The organism is uncultured Bacteroides sp. (assembly GCF_905207245.1).
Classification (GTDB): Bacteria; Bacteroidota; Bacteroidia; order Bacteroidales; family Bacteroidaceae; genus Bacteroides.
On sequence record NZ_CAJLKP010000044.1, the window covers coordinates 1 to 18,465 of the forward strand.

The 18,465-nt window shown below is 46.6% G+C and carries 10 protein-coding genes; 5 read left to right on the forward strand and 5 right to left on the reverse strand.

Annotated elements, in window-relative coordinates:
- Window positions 1-64: 64 nt before the first annotated feature.
- On the reverse strand, window positions 65-1,675 hold the full coding sequence (locus tag QZ135_RS14025) for a DUF6377 domain-containing protein (RefSeq protein ID WP_294610412.1): 1,611 nt from the start codon (window positions 1,673-1,675) through the stop codon (window positions 65-67).
- A gap of 270 nt (window positions 1,676-1,945) precedes the next feature.
- On the opposite strand from QZ135_RS14025, the gene QZ135_RS14030 reads away from it, so the two are divergent.
- From QZ135_RS14030 to QZ135_RS14045, 4 genes are all read left to right on the forward strand, one after another.
- Window positions 1,946-4,234: a TonB-dependent receptor gene (locus QZ135_RS14030; RefSeq protein ID WP_294610415.1), complete on the forward strand. Its 2,289-nt coding sequence runs from the start codon at window positions 1,946-1,948 to the stop codon at window positions 4,232-4,234.
- Window positions 4,235-4,276: 42 nt separating this feature from the next.
- Entirely contained in the window at window positions 4,277-6,466 is a 2,190-nt protein-coding gene (locus tag QZ135_RS14035; protein ID WP_294610418.1) for an alpha-galactosidase, read from the forward strand.
- A gap of 150 nt (window positions 6,467-6,616) precedes the next feature.
- Window positions 6,617-9,436 carry a substrate-binding domain-containing protein gene (locus tag QZ135_RS14040; protein WP_294610477.1) on the forward strand — a complete coding sequence of 940 codons (2,820 nt, stop codon included), beginning with the start codon at window positions 6,617-6,619 and terminating at the stop codon, window positions 9,434-9,436.
- A gap of 66 nt (window positions 9,437-9,502) precedes the next feature.
- Window positions 9,503-10,387 (forward strand): PfkB family carbohydrate kinase, encoded by an 885-nt coding sequence (locus QZ135_RS14045; RefSeq protein WP_294610421.1) that lies wholly within the window; start codon window positions 9,503-9,505, stop codon window positions 10,385-10,387.
- An 80-nt stretch (window positions 10,388-10,467) separates the two neighbouring features.
- On the opposite strand, the gene QZ135_RS14050 is transcribed toward QZ135_RS14045, so the two are convergent.
- The 3 genes from QZ135_RS14050 to QZ135_RS14060 all read right to left on the reverse strand — a co-directional run bounded on the left by QZ135_RS14050 (window position 10,468) and on the right by QZ135_RS14060 (window position 15,533).
- Window positions 10,468-10,656, reverse strand: a complete 189-nt coding sequence (locus QZ135_RS14050) for a hypothetical protein (RefSeq protein WP_009132724.1) — start codon at window positions 10,654-10,656, stop codon at window positions 10,468-10,470.
- A gap of 107 nt (window positions 10,657-10,763) precedes the next feature.
- On the reverse strand, window positions 10,764-14,321 hold the full coding sequence (nifJ, locus tag QZ135_RS14055; RefSeq protein ID WP_294610426.1) for a pyruvate:ferredoxin (flavodoxin) oxidoreductase: 3,558 nt from the start codon (window positions 14,319-14,321) through the stop codon (window positions 10,764-10,766).
- 33 nt (window positions 14,322-14,354) lie between these two features.
- Window positions 14,355-15,533 carry an AAA family ATPase gene (locus QZ135_RS14060; RefSeq protein ID WP_294610428.1) on the reverse strand — a complete coding sequence of 393 codons (1,179 nt, stop codon included), beginning with the start codon at window positions 15,531-15,533 and terminating at the stop codon, window positions 14,355-14,357.
- A 119-nt stretch (window positions 15,534-15,652) separates the two neighbouring features.
- Between QZ135_RS14060 and QZ135_RS14065 the strand changes: the two genes are divergently transcribed.
- On the forward strand, window positions 15,653-16,843 hold the full coding sequence (locus QZ135_RS14065; protein WP_294610431.1) for a hypothetical protein: 1,191 nt from the start codon (window positions 15,653-15,655) through the stop codon (window positions 16,841-16,843).
- Between the two features lie 15 nt (window positions 16,844-16,858).
- Here QZ135_RS14065 and QZ135_RS14070 read toward each other — a convergent pair whose 3' ends face one another.
- Complete coding sequence (locus tag QZ135_RS14070) at window positions 16,859-18,334, reverse strand: family 10 glycosylhydrolase (protein ID WP_294610434.1); 1,476 nt, start codon at window positions 18,332-18,334, stop codon at window positions 16,859-16,861.
- Between the last annotated feature and the right edge of the window lie 131 nt (window positions 18,335-18,465).

Consider the following 18,465-nt stretch of genomic DNA (forward strand, 5'->3'; position numbering starts at 1 on the left):
CAAGCTACAAGTAGCTGCGCTATGTTCCGAAAGGTACTTGTAGCTTGTAGCCCGTAGCTCGTAACTAATTCATAACCGCACAAAGCTCCTCCACCTGTTTCTCAAAGCTATCCCTCATCTTTGCCTTATTCTTCACCACACTCCGGTGATTATAAATCGTCTGCGGAGAATAGAACAGGAGGGTTGCTATCCTGGAACTATCCTTAATCCCCATCCGTATTAAAGCAAATATCCGAAGTTCCGTAGTCAGTATTTCCCCCCGCTTGGGCATAATCTCTTCTCCTTCGCGCAACAGGGAATTGAATTCCTTTATAAAGTTAGGATACAGATTCAGGAAAGCCGTATCGAAGTTCATAAAGAACTCCTTGGCATCCGTGTCCGAAAGTTTGGTTGCATTGGCCAGTCTCAGTAAATCATCCGTTTGCTTTGCCTTTACTTTGCGCTTCACTAAATCCTGATATTTATTCAGTTTATCTATATAGGCGGCACATAAATCCATAAACAGACTCACATACTCTTCGCGCGTATGATTCGTATCTACCAACGCTTTATTCAGATGTTGTAGTTCCTGGTTCATATCCGCCAATATCTTTCTTCGCTTATGCAACTGGTTCATCTGCCGGTAAATATAAACCAGAGAAACCACCAGTCCGATAGACAAGAGACTGATACATATCAACGATCCTTGCAACCGCCGGCTTTTGATAAGATTTTGTTCCTGATAGGAAAGCACGATGGAAGGGAACTTCCTTGCTATTTCGAGCATACGGAGGCGGTTGTTGTAGAACATGGCATCTTCCAGAGAATGGTTTAAATAGCGGTTAGCGCGTGAAACTTCTCCACTTCTGTTCTTGAAGATGTATAGAGCCAGTTCCTGTAAAGCCAGATTCTCTTTCAACGGGCACACCTGGTCGGAGATGGCTGCCATTATCAGGTAATTTTCATATTCTTCCCAATTATTGGTTTGTGAATATACCAATGCCAGTCCGTAAGTCACCATAGCATACAACCGGACATTGACAGGCAATCCCTCCAATGCCTTTTTATAGCAATCTTCCGCTTCGGCATACCTGCGGTGGCGATAGAGACTTTCTCCTTTCCAGTAATGATGCAACGGTGAACCGGCAGGCAGCACACTGATAAGTGAATCCTGATAAAGCATCTCCTTTTCATAATAGCGGGGAGCATAAACTTTATCGTTGGAATATTCGGCCCACATACTGTAAGCCCACTCATAAGCGGCATAATATTCTATCCGCAGTGCGTTGTCCAGTGTACGGCTGTCTATCTGTTCCAGGTTTTGAATGGATTCACTGAAATATCCCGAAGTGGAGAGGAGTATGGAACGGTGGATGATGCTCAGGTTACGATAGGCAGGATTGGAAAGTTTCATAGCCACTTCTTCTTCCCGGTCTACGTAGAGCATCGCCGAATCGAACCGGTAAGTATAATATTCTTCATAAATGGCATTGTACAGCCGGAAACGCTCATCATCTCCCATAGCCGGATAGAGTAAATGCTTGAGACTGTCAATCCGTGCCTCCTTCTGATGTGAATATTGACTGCGCAGTTTCAAGGCAGCTTCCAGCTCTCCGGACAAGTCAACTTTGTTCGCAGCACGGAAAGGCAGGAGTACGAATAACAGAAATAATCCCGATAATAAGCATTTCTTCATAGGGTATATTCATTAAAAGTAGACAAACACAAAGATATTAAAAGTTTCCGGTAAACGGGTACATCTACTTGCTTTTCTAAAATGGGTGCTGGCAAATAATTAATTATAAGCAGTTTATCCTTTGTGTTCCTCTCCTGTCAATCTACCTGGCGGCTACTTGCAGAAACAGTGCGTTATTATACCCCCTAACTTTGCCCTCGTTGAAAGACAAGGAGTGAAATCCTCTCCGGTTCCTTCTTCAGAATGTTTAATTTTAAATCAATGAATATTATGAAAGTCAATCTCTTTTCTTGCGTCATGTCGGCGATACTCTCATTCGCTTCTTCTGCAATGGCAAGCAATCCGGTGGAAGTAAACGACACCATTAGTACAAAGAAATCGGAAGGTAGCGAACGAAATGTGATGCTGAACGCTTCGGATGCCAACAAACCCCGTGAAATTCAAATCGGACTCCCCAGTGAGGATGTGAATGTATATGAGAACGGACTACCTGCCGTATATTCTTCGGCTGTACACAAATTGGCTACTCATTGGCGCAGTGATGCCAGTCTGGGAGAAGTGGGACTGATGAACCCGTCCGAATCTGCCATCACTACCGGAAACATCGCTTACTCGGTGAACGCTTTCTCCAAGTTGGGGCAGAAAGAATTTAAAGGAGTACTGAATTACCACACCAACCACTTCGGTTGGCAAAATGTGGATATGAATGTATCCGGTGGCATTGGCGATCGCTGGTTATATACCGCCAGCATTTATCAGAACTTCGATCCGGGCAGCTTCGCCCCTAAGTTTGAGAACTTCAGCGACCGCACCCAACTCTATCATGCCGGACTGACCCGGTTGTTCAATAACAACCGTGGCAAATTCTCCGTCATCTATAAATTCTCGAAAAGCAATGCGCTCGGTTCGATGATTAACGCAGCTCCCTTTATTTATGTGGGAGATGGCAGTGTGAAAGAAATTCCGGGCTTCAAGCTGGGTACTTCCTCGTATGCTCCCGAAGGTGGACGCTTTCAGTACATGGACGTGATGGATGGTAAGATGAAGAGCGGACGCTTCGGCGATTTCACCGATAATAAGGCGCACGAAGTAGCTATGTTGTTCGACTATACCTTCCGCAACAACCTGAACTGGACACTTAATGCCAAGTTTATGAATGCTCCCGAAGCCAATTATGTAGACTTCGGCGGTAGCAATATCAGCGAAGTAACGGTGGCAGACGGTCTTTTTATGGACGGTTCTAAAGGTGCTTACACCGGATTGGTGGAAGGAAGACGCACTTGGTTGCACTTCGGAAAAGTGAAGAACGTCCTGCTTACTTCCGAACTGAAAAAGAAAGTGGGCAATCACGATATGAGATTAGGATTGAACGAATGGTACTATCATTTGGATTATCATTCTTCCTCTTTCCAATGGATAGGCACCGTCACCGAATACCCGCAGATACTGGACCGTCGGGAAGCCGACGGAAGTACCGATAAGTTCAGAGGCTTCAATGAACTAAGTCCGGAATATACCAAAGGAACTGAAAATAAACTGGCTGCCTACTTCACGGACAACTGGCAGGTCACTCCGAAGTTTAATGTTTATTACGGTGCCCGTCTGGAATACTACCGCATGTCTGCCGACCAGATACCTTACGGACGTTATGCAGGTTTCCATATCGGCGATACCCACCAATATACAGATAATGAAGGCAACGTCCTCTCCACAGAAAAGATAGAACCGCATAAAGTGGTGAAAGATAAGCTGAATTATGCAGCAACCGCACAATTCACTTATAAGATATCAAAGAACTTCGGACTTACAGCCGATGGAACCGTTGCCACCCGCTTCCCCCGCATCAATGAATATGCCGGAACGGGACCTACTGAGGAGCAGTACAAGCGTGTCACCATCCCTTTGCTGCGTGGCGGATTGTTTTATCATAACAACTGGATGAATTTGACTTCCATGATTACATATATATCCAAGTCGAACAACATCGACCAGCAGAACGTAACGAAACCCGGTACGACGCAATCTAAAACCACCTTGCTGATATATGATATCAAGACTCTGGGTTGGACCACCTCGGCGGAAATTAATCCGTTCAAAGGTTTCCACCTGCACGCCCTGTTCACTTACCAGAAGCCGACTTATAACAACTACTTCATCAAATCTCCCTTTGAAGGAGTGCCCGACTTAAATGCCAATGGCAACATCGTGAAAGAAATTCCGCAGGTACTTGCTGAAATAGATCCCAGCTACAACATTACTCCCGATCTGCGTGTATGGCTCAGCTTCCGTTATTTCGGAAAGACATATGCCAATCTGACCAATGCCCTCTACTTCAACGGTCGTTGGGAAACCTTCGGCGGCGTGAACTGGAAGGTGAACAAGCATCTCGCATTAGGAGCTACGATTGTGAACTTCCTGAATCAGAAGGGAGCCAGCGGTACTATCAACGGCGCTGAGTTGTTGAGCAAGGAAGAAGCCGGAAAGTTCAAGGATCACTATATGAGCGGTAATTATTTGCGTCCGCTCACTCTGGAATTCAGCGCAAGTCTTTCATTCTAAATTATATTTAATCTATTTTTGTAACTAAATTCATCGTACACCATGAAAAATTTACTTGTAACTCTCTTTGCATTCGCATCCCTTACGTATGCCGATGCAGCGGAAAAAGAAACTATCCGCATTTCTACGGACAACACCGACCTGGTGCTCCAGGTAGGCGAAAACGGTCGCTTGTATCAAACGTACTTGGGCGAGAAACTCTTGCATCAGCAGGATTTGCAGAACTTCCGTTGGAATATACATGCCGGGTCGGACGGCAGTGTGAGCAAGCGCGGCTGGGAAGTATATAGCGGCTCCGGTAATGAAGATTATTTTGAACCTGCCATCGCCATCACTCATAATGATGGCAATCCGTCGACGATTCTTTATTACGTTTCTTCCTCATCCAAGTCTGTAGAAGGTGGCACGGAAACCGTGATAAACCTGCGCGATAACCAGTATCCGGTAGACGTGGCACTGCATTATGTGGCCTATCCCAAAGAGAACGTCATCAAGACGTGGAGCGAGATAAAGCATCAGGAGAAGAAACCTGTCATGCTCTCCACCTATGCCTCTACCATGCTTTACTTCAATAATTCCAGCTATTACCTGACCGAGTTTAGCAGTGACTGGGCGAAAGAAGCGCAGATGAGCAGTCAGCAATTGCAGTTTGGCAAGAAAGTGATTGACACGAAGCTGGGAAGCCGTGCTGCCATGCACACTCATCCATTCTTTGAAGTGGGACTGGACCAACCGGTGAACGAACACCAGGGCGATGTCTTGATGGGTACATTGGGCTGGACGGGCAACTTCCGTTTCACTTTCGAAGTGGACAATGTGGGTAATCTCCGCGTAATCCCTGCCATCAATCCTTATGCATCGAACTACGAACTGAAACCGAATGAAGTGTTCATCACCCCCGAATTCATCTTCACTTTAAGTTATGATGGTGCCTCGCAAGGCAGTCGCAATCTGCATGAATGGGCGCGCAACTATAGTCTGAAAGATGGTAAAGGCAGCCGCCTGACTCTTTTGAATAACTGGGAAAATACAGGTTTCAATTTCAATCAGGAGATACTTGCCGAACTGATGAAGGAAGCCAAGCATCTGGGAGTGGATATGTTTCTGCTGGACGACGGCTGGTTTGCCAATAAATACCCGCGTAAGAATGACCATGCCGGTTTGGGCGATTGGGAAGTGACCCACGATAAATTGCCCGGTGGTATTCCTGCCTTAGTAAAAGCTGCCAAGGATGCGGATGTGAAGTTCGGCATCTGGATTGAACCGGAAATGGTGAACCCCAAGAGCGAACTCTTTGAGAAACATCCGGACTGGGCCATTCATTTGCCTAACCGTGAAACGTATTATTACCGCAATCAGTTGGTACTGGATCTTAGCAACCCCAAAGTGCAGGATTATGTATATGGTGTTGTCGAAAACATTATGCAGGAAAATCCCGATGTCGCTTTCTTCAAGTGGGATTGCAACAGCCCCATCACCAATATCTATTCCGCTTATCTGAAAGACAAGCAGGGACAACTTTATATAGACCATGTGCGTGGTATATACAACGTTCTGAAACGTGTAAAGGCGAATTATCCCAATGTACCGATGATGCTTTGCTCCGGTGGCGGTGCGCGTTGCGATTACGAAGCATTGAAGTACTTCACGGAATTTTGGTGCAGTGACAATACCGATCCGGTGGAACGTGTTTATATCCAATGGGGTTTCTCCCAGTTCTTTCCGGCAAAGGCTATGGATGCCCATGTGACGAGTTGGAACAAGGCGACTTCTGTAAAGTTCCGCACCGACGTGGCCTCTATGTGCAAACTTGGCTTCGATATTGGTCTGAAAGAACTTACTGCCGATGAACTGACTTATTGCCAGACAGCGGTAGCCAACTGGAAGCGTCTGCAGAACGCCATAATGGATGGTGACCAGTATCGTTTGGTTTCTCCGTACGAAGGGAATCATATGGCGCTGAACTATGTAAGTAAAGATACAAATAAGGCGGTTCTGTTTGCTTATGACATTCATCCGCGCTTTCAGGAAAAGCTGTTGGCGGTGAAGTTGCAAGGTCTGGACCCGAACAAACAGTATAAAGTGGAGGAAATCAACCTGATGCCTGCTGCAAGTTCCGGGTTGGCAGCTAATGGGAAAGTATATTCCGGTGATTATCTGATGAAAATCGGGTTGGATGTATTTGGTTTAGGGCAAACTCAAAGCCGTGTTGTTGAGCTGACTGCTCAATGATAGGCGGCTGACAAAGTTTTTCTTTCATTATCTTGATTTGCACTGTCATAGTGCAGAATATTCAATAAATTGCACTGTTATAGTGCAATTTATTTTTATATTTGCGATACTAATGCCCTAAAAAATATGGATGATATCGCTATATATTGTATGTCGGGTGGATATAAAAATGTGTTCACGCATGGTGTTCTGAGAGCTTTTAAGGAGAAAGGATACAATGTTTACTTGTTGCTAACTTTACTTTCCCTCTTCGGGCTGGCAGCTTCGTGCGCCCGGCATGAACCCCGTTTCCGTATCGGGGTATCCCAGTGCAGCGACGATGAGTGGCGCCACCAGATGAATAACGAGATGCTGCGCGAAGCACTCTTCTATGATGAAGTGGAAATCGACATCCGCACCGTGAAGGATGATAATGCCCGTCAGATAGAGGACATCCGCAATTTCATTGAGGAAGGGGTGGACTTATTAGTCATTGCTCCCAACGAAGCCGCCCCCATCACCCCGGTAGTGGAAGAAGCATACGACCGCGGCATTCCCGTTATTGTCTTCGACCGCAAGATACTTTCCGATAAATATACCGCCTACATCGGTGCAGACAATTATGAGATAGGAAAAGCGATAGGCCGCTACGTGGTTAATATGCTCCAGGGAAAAGGAAATGTAGTGGAAATATCAGGCTTGACCGGTTCCACATCGGCGATAGACCCACATAAGGGCTTTGTCTCTGCCATTTCCCCTTACCCCGGCATCAAGCTTCTGGGGCGCGAAGATGCCGGATGGTTACGTTCTGAGGCTGGACAGAAGATGGATACGCTGCTGTCGCACTTCCCTCAGATAGATGTGGTGTATGCGCAGAATGACCGGATGGCGGCAGGGGCTTACGCTGTTGCCCGGCAGAAAGGCAGGGCGGGGGAGATGCGTTTCATTGGTACGGATGCCCTGTCCGGCGAAGGATATGGTGTGGAACAGGTGTTGAAGGGCGAACTGGATGCCACATTTATTTACCCCACCGGTGGCGACCGGGTGATACAGATAGCAATGGACATTCTGAATAAACGCGACTTCCCGCGCGAAACGATATTAAATACCTCTGTTGTGGACAGTACCAATGCCCAGATTATGCAGATGCAGACCACGCATATTGCCACCCTTGACGGAAAAATAGAGACGCTGAACGGAAAGATGAATCATTATCTTGACCGCTATGCCACACAGCAGGTGGTGCTGTTTGGTAGTCTGTTAGTGCTCCTGTTGGTTGTTGGTCTGTTGGTTGCCGTTTACCTTTCGCTGCGCACCAAGAACCGCCTGAATCGGGAACTCTCCCGGCAGAAGGAGAAACTCGAAGAACAGAAGCAACAGTTGACGCAACAGAAGGAGCAACTTATCCAGCAAAAGGAGCAGTTGGAACAATTATCCCATGAATTGGAAGCAGCCACTCACGCCAAGCTGGTGTTCTTTACCAATGTTTCTCATGATTTCCGTACTCCGCTGACGCTGATTGCTGACCCCATTAACCAGCTTCTTGCTGATAAATCCCTCGGGGAACATTCCCGTCAGTTATTGGAACTGATGAAGAAGAACGTTAATATCCTTCTTCGTCTCGTCAATCAAATCCTCGATTTCCGTAAAGTAGAGAACGGGCGTATGGAACTCCATCTGGAGCCTTTCGACCTGTTAAGTAATTTTCGTAGCTGGAACGATTCCTTCCGCATGGCCCTGCTGAAAAAGCATATCTCTTTCTCCTTTGAGGCCATGCCCAACAAAGACTTCCGCATCATGGCAGACTGTGAGAAGATGGAACGTATCTATTTCAACCTCTTGTCCAATGCTGTGAAATATACTCCTGAGAATGGAAAGATAACCGTGAAACTGGAAGGCGATGCTACGAGCCTGCGCTTCTCCGTCTTCAATTCCGGCAGTCATATTTCTTCCAAAGAAGTGGATGCCATCTTTGAGCGTTTTTATCAGATAGATGGTCATCAGGCGGGCACAGGCATCGGACTGGCTCTTGTACGCGCCTTTGTGGAGATGCATGGCGGGCAAATCACTGCTCAGAGTGATGAAAAGGGAACGACATTTACCGTCCTTCTTCCGGCTCAGAGCATTTCCCAATATCATCCTACCGTGGTGACACTGCCTGCCGGAGAGACGGAAGTTTCCGCTACGTTAGTAGAAAGCGAGTTATCGGCTGATGAAGAGGAGGCAGGAGCAACGGGACGTCCCACAGTATTGGTTATTGATGATAATGCCGATATCCGTCATTATGTAAAGACGCTGCTCGCCGAAGAATATCAGGTACTGGATGCACCGGAAGCGGCAACAGGCATACGCCTTGCCATGAAGTACGTCCCCGATGTGATTGTTTCCGATGTAATGATGCCCGGTATGGATGGCGTGGAGTGTTGCCGCCGCCTGAAAACGGAATTGCAGACTTGCCATATCCCTGTCATTCTTCTCACTGCCTGTTCGCTCGACGAGCAACGCATACAGGGGTACAATGGAGGTGCGGACTCTTATATCTCCAAGCCTTTCAATTCGCAGTTGCTCTTGTCCCGCATCCGTAATCTGATAGATTCCCGTCGTCAGCTTCGACAGTTCTTCGGTGATAACCAGACGTTGGCGAAAGAGAATATCAGCGATATGGATAAGGATTTCGTTTCCCGTTTCAAGGCTCTTGTGGAAGAGAAGATGAGAGACGCGGAACTGAATGTAGAGGACTTGGGTAAGGATATGGGATTGAGCCGCGTACAACTTTACCGTAAGTTGAAGTCACTCACCAACTATGCGCCCAATGAACTGCTGCGTCAGGCACGCCTTAAAAAGGCGGCTTCTCTGCTTGCTTCTTCGGAGATGACGATTGCGGAGATTGCCTATGAGGTTGGTTTCTCTTCTCCCTCTTATTTCACGAAGTGTTATAAGGAGCAATTCGGTGAAAGTCCTACGGATTTCTTAAAGAGAAAGAATTTATAGCTTTACAGGGGGAGGAAACAATAATAATTGCCTACTTTTGTAGTCTGAAACAGGAATAGATATTTTATGAAATACAATCTTTGTTGCATTGGATATATTACTTTGGATAAAGTAGTTACTCCGAAAAAGACAGTGCACATGCCGGGGGGAACATCTTTCTATTTTGCACATGCCATCAAACATCTGAGTACGGAAGGATTCCAACTTGTCACTGCCCTGGCGGATAGCGAGATGTCGGTGGTGGACGATTTGAGGAAGCAAAACATCGAAGTGAAAGTGCTTCCCAGTGCCCGTTCCATCTGCTTTGAGAATATCTATGGTGAGGATACCAACGAACGGAAACAACGGGTGACAGCAAAAGCGGATCCTTTCACGGTTGAAAGTCTGCAGGATGTGAATGCCCACATTTACCACTTGGGTAGTCTGTTGGCGGATGATTTCTCGTTGGAGGTCATTAAATCTCTTGCAGGTAAAGGTTTGCTCTCTCTTGATGTGCAAGGCTACTTGCGTGAAGTGCAGGGGGAAGAAGTGCTGGCGGTGGATTGGACTGAAAAGGAGGAAGCTCTGAAGTATATCCATATCCTGAAAGCTAATGAACATGAGATGGAAATGCTTACGCAGTGCGCAGACCCTTATGATGCTGCACTCAAACTGGCTGCTTGGGGGGTGAAGGAAGTTTTATTGACTTTGGGAGATAAAGGCTCGCTTATTTACGTGGACAATCGTTTTTATGAAATTCCTGCCTATCCGGTAGAGAACGTGGCGGATGCCACCGGTTGTGGGGATACGTATATGGCTGGTTATTTGTATATGCGTAATAAAGGTGCTTCTTATCAGGAGGCCGGTTGCTTTGCTGCCGCTATGTGTTCGGTGAAGTTGCAAAGCTATGGTCCGTTCAGTGGAACGGAAGAGGAAGTTCTGGAACTGATAGGAACAGTTATCAGTCAATAATATCAATCAAATAGTATCTCAAATTCCTTCTCCCGGAGAGGAGGGAAATTTGAGATACTACAGTTTACAACAATACTTGCTTATTTCAACATCTGCGGCAAGTTTTCCCTTCCCCAGAAGTAATAGACAGCCAGACCTATCCAGCTAGTCAGCAATACAAGGATGGCAACCAATAGTTTTTTCACTCCATCCACATTCCATCTCATAATTTCGAGTACAGCCTTTATGGCAAGTACTACACCGATGACCCAAATGATAAATCCAATCATAATGTTCGTTGTTTAAATTTGATTTAGAAACAAATAAAGGCTACAACCGGTTCGCGGTGCAGCCTTTATTTCTTAGAGTTTATTATTTCTTATTTCAATAATTGAAATTATTCGGCATCTGCACCCCAGTTTCCTTTAGACAGACGCTTGTAGCTGTTATAACGCCATTTAGCATTGTCTTCGGCAGCCTGGAACAGTTCAGCGGCTTCCGTAGGATATTGTTTCATTACAGAAGAGTAACGAACCTCGCTCTTCAGGAAGTCCTGGAAGCCAGCCCAATCCGGTTCTTTGCTATCCAACTGGAACGGATTCTTGCCTTCAGCTTCCAAAGCCGGGTTGTAACGCCACAAGTGCCAGTAACCGCACTTAACAGCCTTTTCTTCCTCAGCCTGGCTCTTACCCATACCTGCCTTCAAACCGTGGTTGATACACGGAGCGTAAGCGATGATGAGTGACGGTCCGGGATATGCTTCAGCTTCGCGGATTGCTTTCAGAGTCTGAGCCTGGTCAGCACCCATAGCAATCTGAGCTACGTAAACGTAACCGTAAGTAGTAGCCATCAAACCGAGGTCTTTCTTACGTACACGCTTACCGGCAGCAGCGAACTTAGCGATAGCACCCACCGGAGTAGCCTTAGAAGACTGACCACCTGTGTTAGAGTAAACCTCAGTATCCAGAACCAGGATGTTAACGTCCTTACCGCTGGCGATTACATGGTCGAGACCACCGTAACCGATATCGTAAGAAGCACCGTCACCACCGATGATCCACTGGCTGCGTTTTACTAAATATTGAGTCAAGCCTTTCAGTTCCTTGCTGATCGGGCAGCCGGCAGCGATGCCTTGCTCGATGATAGCCTCGATCTGAGGTGCAAGTTCTTTAGTCTTGTCTGCATCGTACATGTTTTCAATCCATGCTTTCAATACTTCCTTAGCTTCAGCAGGAGCATTTTCGCCTTCAAGGATCTGGTTGAACAGTTTCACAATACGGTCACGCATCTTTTCGTTAGCGAGTTCCATACCCAAACCGAATTCACAGAAGTCTTCGAACAGTGAGTTAGCCCATGCAGGACCTTGACCTTTTTCGTTCTTAGTATAAGGAGTAGAAGGTACTGAACCAGAGTAGATAGAAGAACATCCTGTTGCATTAGCTACCATTTCGCGGTCACCGAACAACTGAGTGATCAACTTCACATACGGAGTTTCACCACAACCGGAGCAAGCGCCTGAGAATTCAAACAACGGAGTAGCGAACTGAGAGTTCTTTACGTTAGCCTTAACGTCAACCAGATGTTGCTTGCTTGCTACCTTTTCAGCGCAGTAATCCCAGTTAGGAACTTGGTTCAACTGGCTTTCCAGATGTTTCATAGTCAAAGCCTTGCCACCCTTCTTCGGATTACCCGGACAGATGTCGGCACAGTTACCGCAACCCAGACAGTCGAGAACATCAACCTGGATACGGAATGTCATACCGTCGAATACTTTACCTACAGCTTTCAGCATCTCGAAGTTTGCACCCTTCTGCTCTTCAGCATCCAGAACGAACGGACGGATAGAAGCGTGAGGACAAACATAAGCACACTTGTTACACTGGATACAGTTTTCAGCATTCCATTCGGGAACGAAAGCAGCTACACCACGTTTTTCGTATTTAGCTGTACCTTGATACCAAGTACCGTCTTCGATGCCCTTGAATGCAGATACCGGCAGCAAGTCACCATCTTGTGCGTTGATCGGACGAACTACTTCGTTGATGAATGCAGGATCGTTGTTTTCAGTCTTAGCGTCGTCAGCCAGATTAACCCAAGCAGGATCAACAGTCAATTGCTTGTATTCACCACCACGGTCAACGGCAGCATAGTTCTTGTTTACGATATCTTCACCCTTCTTACCGTAAGACTTCTGGATGAATTTCTTCATCTGTTCTACAGCCAGGTCAACAGGAATTACACCTGTGATACGGAAGAATGCGGATTGCAGGATTGTATTGGTACGGTTACCCAAACCGATTTCCTGTGCAATCTGAGTTGCGTTGATATAGTATACAGAGATATTGTTCTTAGCAAAATACTTCTTCACGCGGGTAGGCAGGTTCTTAGCCAGTTCTTCGCCTTCCCAGATTGTATTCAGCAGGAATGTACCGTTCTTGCGCAAACCACGGGTTACATCATACATGTGCAGGTAAGCCTGAACGTGGCAAGCCACAAAGTTCGGAGTGTTTACCAAGTATGTAGAACGGATCGGAGTATCACCGAAACGCAAGTGAGAACAAGTGAAACCACCTGACTTCTTAGAGTCATAAGAGAAATAAGCTTGGCAGTGTTTGTCGGTGTTGTCACCGATGATTTTTACAGAGTTCTTGTTAGCACCTACCGTACCGTCAGCACCCAGTCCGTAGAATTTAGCTTCGAACATGCTTGCGCCGCCCAATGCGATTTCTTCTTCCTGAGGAAGTGAAGTGAAAGTTACGTCGTCTACGATACCGATAGTGAAGTGGTTCTTCGGCATCGGCATAGCCAGATTCTTGAATACGGCAATGATCTGAGCAGGAGTGGTATCCTTAGAACCCAAACCGTAACGACCGCCTACGATTACCGGAGCATCCGCTGCACCATAGTAACAGTCTTTTACATCGAGGTACAACGGTTCGCCGTTGGCACCCGGTTCCTTCGTACGGTCAAGAACTGCAATAGTCTTAGCAGTCTTAGGCACAGCAGCCAGGAAGTGCTTAGCAGAGAACGGACGATACAGGTGTACGGCAACCATACCTACCTTTTCGCCATTAGCTACCAAGTGGTCGATAGCTTCGCGGGCAGCCTCAGTTACAGAACCCATAGCGATGATAACGCGTTCTGCGTCTTCAGCACCATAGTAATCGAACAAGCCGTATTTACGTCCTGTGATTTTAGAAATTTCATTCATGTATTCTTCTACAATAGCAGGAACTGCTTCGTAGTAGTTGTTGCATGATTCACGGTGCTGGAAGAAGTGGTCGGGATTTTCAGCCATACCACGGGCAACCGGATTCGTCGGATTCAATGCACGGGCACGGAATTCAGCCAAAGCTTTCTGGTCGATCAGCGGAGCGAGATCTTCGTTCTCCAGCATTTCAATTTTCTGGATTTCGTGAGAAGTACGGAAACCGTCGAAGAAGTTGACGAATGGTACACGAGCTTTGATTGTTGCCAGATGAGCAACACCTGACAGGTCCATAACTTCCTGTACAGAACCTTCTGCCAACATAGCGAAACCAGTCATGCGGGTTGACATAACGTCCTGGTGGTCACCGAAGATACACAAAGCGTGAGAAGCCAGTGTACGGGCTGATACGTGGAATACGCAAGGCAGGAATTCACCGGCAATCTTGTACATATTCGGAATCATCAGCAACAGACCTTGAGATGCAGTGTAAGTAGTTGTCAGTGCACCGGCTTGCAATGAACCGTGAACAGCACCTGCAGCGCCGCCTTCCGATTGCATTTCCTGTACCAATACTGTTTCGCCGAAGATGTTTTTGCGTCCTGCGGCAGACCATTCGTCTACGTACTCAGCCATCGTAGAAGAGGGAGTGATGGGGTAGATAGCAGCTACTTCTGAGAACATATACGAAATATGCGCAGCAGCCTGGTTACCATCACAAGTAATGAATTTCTTCTGTTTAGTCATAACTAAATTGAATTATTATTAAGTGAATAAATCTCAATATAAAAAGCCGAACATCCAGAGTGGAATCTGATTCCCTCTTCCTATTTCTGCTTTGTGCAGGGCGTAGGTGACGCTGGGATTGTTCTTAATCTTCATTCCTTCCGGACAGATCTTGAAAGGCATCACATCGTCCACCAGGAACGACATATTCTTGTCGCCTTTGTTCACTTTATGGTCTTTCCACAAGGTGTTGACGAAGAAAGTGTCCAGTACGTCCTGTTCTTCCACTTTCACGGGATAGATGGAATACATCAGGTTGGAGTTGTGCATCATTATCTTCGATGGTTTCTTGGGGAATTCTTCTCCCTTGGGATATACCATATTAATAAGACGTGCATCTGCCAGATATTTGATGTAGTTCATCACCGTAGCGCGGGAAGTCTGTATATCGTTTGCCAATTGGCTTACGTTCGGAGCTTTTGGTCCGTCCACTGCCAGCATATAGAGCAACTTCTTTATTTTCGGAAGGTATTTCAGCTCTATTTGTTTAACAAGCAGGATGTCTACTTCTACCATCATATTCATGGTTTTCAGCAGATTTTCCGAGAAGTTGCGCTTCTCCAGAAAGAAAGGATAGAAACCATGATGCAGGTAATCCTGCAAATGATCCAACGGGCGCACCTTAGAGAGGATGCCTTTGGCTATCTGTTCGTGATTACTCAGAATCTCTTCCAGTGTATAAGCGCGGAACTTCATTCCGGTTTGCAGGTTCAGATATTCACGGAAAGAGAAACCACGCAGGTTGTAGCTCTTCACAATGTCCCGCAGTTCCAGATTCTCTTCTTTCAGTCGCATTACGGACGAACCGGTGAATACGATTTTGAGATTTGGAAAACGGTCGTAGCACATACGCAACTCCCGGCTCCAGTCCGGATGCTTGAATACCTGGTCTATCAACAATACTTTTCCACCGCGGCGCTGAAATTCATAGGCGAAGTCAACGATGCTGAAATAGGAAAAATAAAAGTTGTTCATGTTGATGAAAAGGCAGGAGCGGTCGGTGCCGAATTTCTCTTTAGCGTATTGCAGCAGAAACGTGGTTTTACCTACACCACGCGTTCCTTTAATACCGATAAGACGGTCGTTCCAGTTAATCTCATCCATGAGGTCACGGCGAACAGGGGCATTGGTATGCTCAACAAGATAGGCGTGTGTGCGGTAGAATGCTTCCATGCTGTTAAATTCGGTTTATCGGGCGACAAATATACGTCTTTTTTATAGAATTGCAAAGTAGAGATGGCAAATATTATGTAAATTTGCACCCTCAAATCTAATTAAGAACAATATATTGTATGAAACTCTACGTATTTAACCCTGACACAGACATGGCAATGGCTAACAATGAAGAAAACTATATGGCTCCCGCTTCTGCCCGCCGTATGGCTCAGGATCTTGCTATATTACCTATCTGGTATGCTCAGCCCGGCAGTGCAGTACTTGCCCCTTCAGCTTATAATGCTGATTTCCTGAAGATGATGAAGAATGTGTTTTCGCTCTCTGTACAGTTGGTTACCGAACCGGAGTTGCCTGATTACGCAGAATCTCAGATTATGCCGTGGGGATGGAATCCGGCTTTTCGTAAGCGTATGCTGAAGGGTGGCATTGTAGAGTGGAAACTACCGACGGCGGATGAACTTTGTGAGTATCGTGGGTTGTCTTCCCGTATCCACACAATATTCCTTTGTCTTATTTTTGATGTTCATAAAGTGGACTATGTTTGTGGGAAACACCGTCTGGTGGAAAGGAATGGAAAGGAGGAGTTCTCTGATGCGGTAGCTAAAGGCTTCGGTGAAAGTTATGTCTTTAAGTCGGTGTGGTCGGGTAGCGGAAAAGGATTGCGCTGGTGTCGCCGTGGACTTACAAAAGCTACCACCGATTGGTGTAAACGTGAATTGGATGAGCATGGGGCTATCATTGTGGAGCCTGTATATAATAAGGTGGGGGATTTTGCTATGGAATTCTATTCCAACGGCCAGGGAAAGATACTTTTCACCGGTTATTCACGGTTCATTACCAATGAGCAAGGTGCTTACCATGGCAATATCCTGATTTCGGATGCGGAGGTAGAACAGTGGTTACAACAATATGTTCCTTTGCAGGCAGTGGTAAATATACGCGAGTGCCTGCAGAAAGGGCTTGAGACTATTTATGCTGAATCGTACACTGGACCTTTGGGTGTGGATATGATGGTTTGCCGACAGGAAGGCGAACATCCATATGCCATCCATCCACATGTTGAAGTCAACGTGCGCATGACGATGGGAATTGTTGCGCACCAACTTTACAAAAATTTCGTTGCTCCAGGCAGCGAGGGCTTTTTTTCTATTGATTATTACCCTTCTAATGAAGCGCTACGGGTACAGCATGAGCAGGATACAAAGGATTATCCTCTGATAGTGGAGAACGGCAGAGTGGTTTCCGGTTATCTGGCTTTGACGCCGGTTACTCCTCAAAGCAGGTATAGAGCTTACATGCGGATATAGCCGGAACTTTAAGATTTATCTGCACGCTTCGCTCTCGTTGCCGCAACGGTCCACGGCGGTGACTGCAAAGTATTTCTTTGCAGTCCACAAACGAATGGGAGCATAGGTATATTCTGTTCCCTGTACACGCTGAGCAATGATATTTTCCGGGTTAGATGTGTCTACCGGATGGGTATCTGAGCCGTAGATGACGTAAGTCGGCACATTGCGCTTATCATTATCCGTGGACGGCATCCAACTCAAATGGGTATATCCATCCGGTTGACGGGTGACAATGAGGTGAGTGGGAGCTGTAGGTGGTACATTGTCTATCCAGGGCATGGCGGGTTGCATGGCAGGGGCGGTGTAGAAGTCCTCTTCCAGTGCGTCGTACAATCCTTGTGTGTTGTCCATCAGGTATTTCGTGCGATAGTGAGCTTGTCCTGCCAGTTTATGGGCACGGATAAAGTTCATCTGACGTTCCACCTCGTCCAGCGTCCAGTTGCCTTCGCTGGGGTCGAGGAAATAGATGCCCAGACCGGGAATGATTTGACGTCCGTTGCTCTGTTCCTGCCAGTCGAGAACGAAAGGATAAAAATGATTGCCACGGAAGTAGAGCATTGGGTATATCTGGTCTTGAATGCCCTCGCCCAACCAACCTTGCGCATCTTGATAAACAGCGTGGAAAGCATTCCAACCTCGGGAGGGATAGCGGGAAGTATCACGATATTTGCCTACGGGGCAGGTGCTTACTTTTACCCAAGGTTTCAGTGCTTTCACACCTTTATAGAGGTGGCGGACTATTTCAGTAATGTTGTCACGACGCCATTGGGCAAGGTCGCGGCCTTTACCATATTTGCGGAAATCGTAACTGTCGGGAAAGCGCGGAGCATTCTCCGGATAGCGCAGGTAGTCGAAGTGAACACCATCCACATCGTAGTTCGTCACTACTTCACGAACAAGGCCCATCAGGTATTCTTTCGTGTCCGGATGTCCGGGATTGAGAAAATATTCCCGTTTATAAGGCACACAGATAGATGCTTTCTTTTTGGTAACGGATTCTTTGCCCAAGGCAGTGACATGTTTGCGGTTACCCAGTGGAATAGCCACCATCCAGGCATGGCATTCCATACCGCGTTTATGGCATTCTTCTACGGCGAAGGTCAACGGGTCGTATCCGGGGTCTCCACCGGCTTTTCCGGTCAGGATGGAGTTGAAAGGCTCTATCTTTGAACGGTAGAGCACGTCACCGCGTGTACGTGTCTGAAACAGAACAGTGTTGAAGTTGGCGGCTTTCAGCCGATCCAGTATCTCGATAAGCTCTGCTTGCTGCTTTCGGATGCCTTCGGGGGTAGTGGCGCGGGAGCGGGGCCAGTCCAGTCCATAGACGGCAGTCACCCAGGCGGCGCGTACCTCGTATTTGGGCGGATGGGCAGGTGTTTCACCGGCGGATTGCGCAGCAAGGGGCAGGATAAATGTTATGAATAGTATAGTAAGTAATAGCTGTTTCATGATATGATGGATTTATATATCTGTCATTTACTTCTTTTTTTCTGTTATTTTTAGCGGCGAAGATAAGTAAAACACTCGAGAAAGTTGTGCAGTTTCCTAAGAAACTGTTACATTTGTGACCATTAAAATTA

Bases quoted from the DNA above. Each gene is read 5' to 3' on its own strand.
- QZ135_RS14025 (WP_294610412.1), bottom strand. From the start codon at position 1,675: ATGAAGAAATGCTTATTATCGGGATTATTTCTGTTATTCGTACTCCTG.
- QZ135_RS14030 (WP_294610415.1), top strand. From the start codon at position 1,946: ATGAAAGTCAATCTCTTTTCTTGCGTCATGTCGGCGATACTCTCATTC.
- QZ135_RS14035 (WP_294610418.1), top strand. From the start codon at position 4,277: ATGAAAAATTTACTTGTAACTCTCTTTGCATTCGCATCCCTTACGTAT.
- QZ135_RS14040 (WP_294610477.1), top strand. From the start codon at position 6,617: ATGTCGGGTGGATATAAAAATGTGTTCACGCATGGTGTTCTGAGAGCT.
- QZ135_RS14045 (WP_294610421.1), top strand. From the start codon at position 9,503: ATGAAATACAATCTTTGTTGCATTGGATATATTACTTTGGATAAAGTA.
- QZ135_RS14050 (WP_009132724.1), bottom strand. From the start codon at position 10,656: ATGATTGGATTTATCATTTGGGTCATCGGTGTAGTACTTGCCATAAAG.
- nifJ (WP_294610426.1), bottom strand. From the start codon at position 14,321: ATGACTAAACAGAAGAAATTCATTACTTGTGATGGTAACCAGGCTGCT.
- QZ135_RS14060 (WP_294610428.1), bottom strand. From the start codon at position 15,533: ATGGAAGCATTCTACCGCACACACGCCTATCTTGTTGAGCATACCAAT.
- QZ135_RS14065 (WP_294610431.1), top strand. From the start codon at position 15,653: ATGAAACTCTACGTATTTAACCCTGACACAGACATGGCAATGGCTAAC.
- QZ135_RS14070 (WP_294610434.1), bottom strand. From the start codon at position 18,334: ATGAAACAGCTATTACTTACTATACTATTCATAACATTTATCCTGCCC.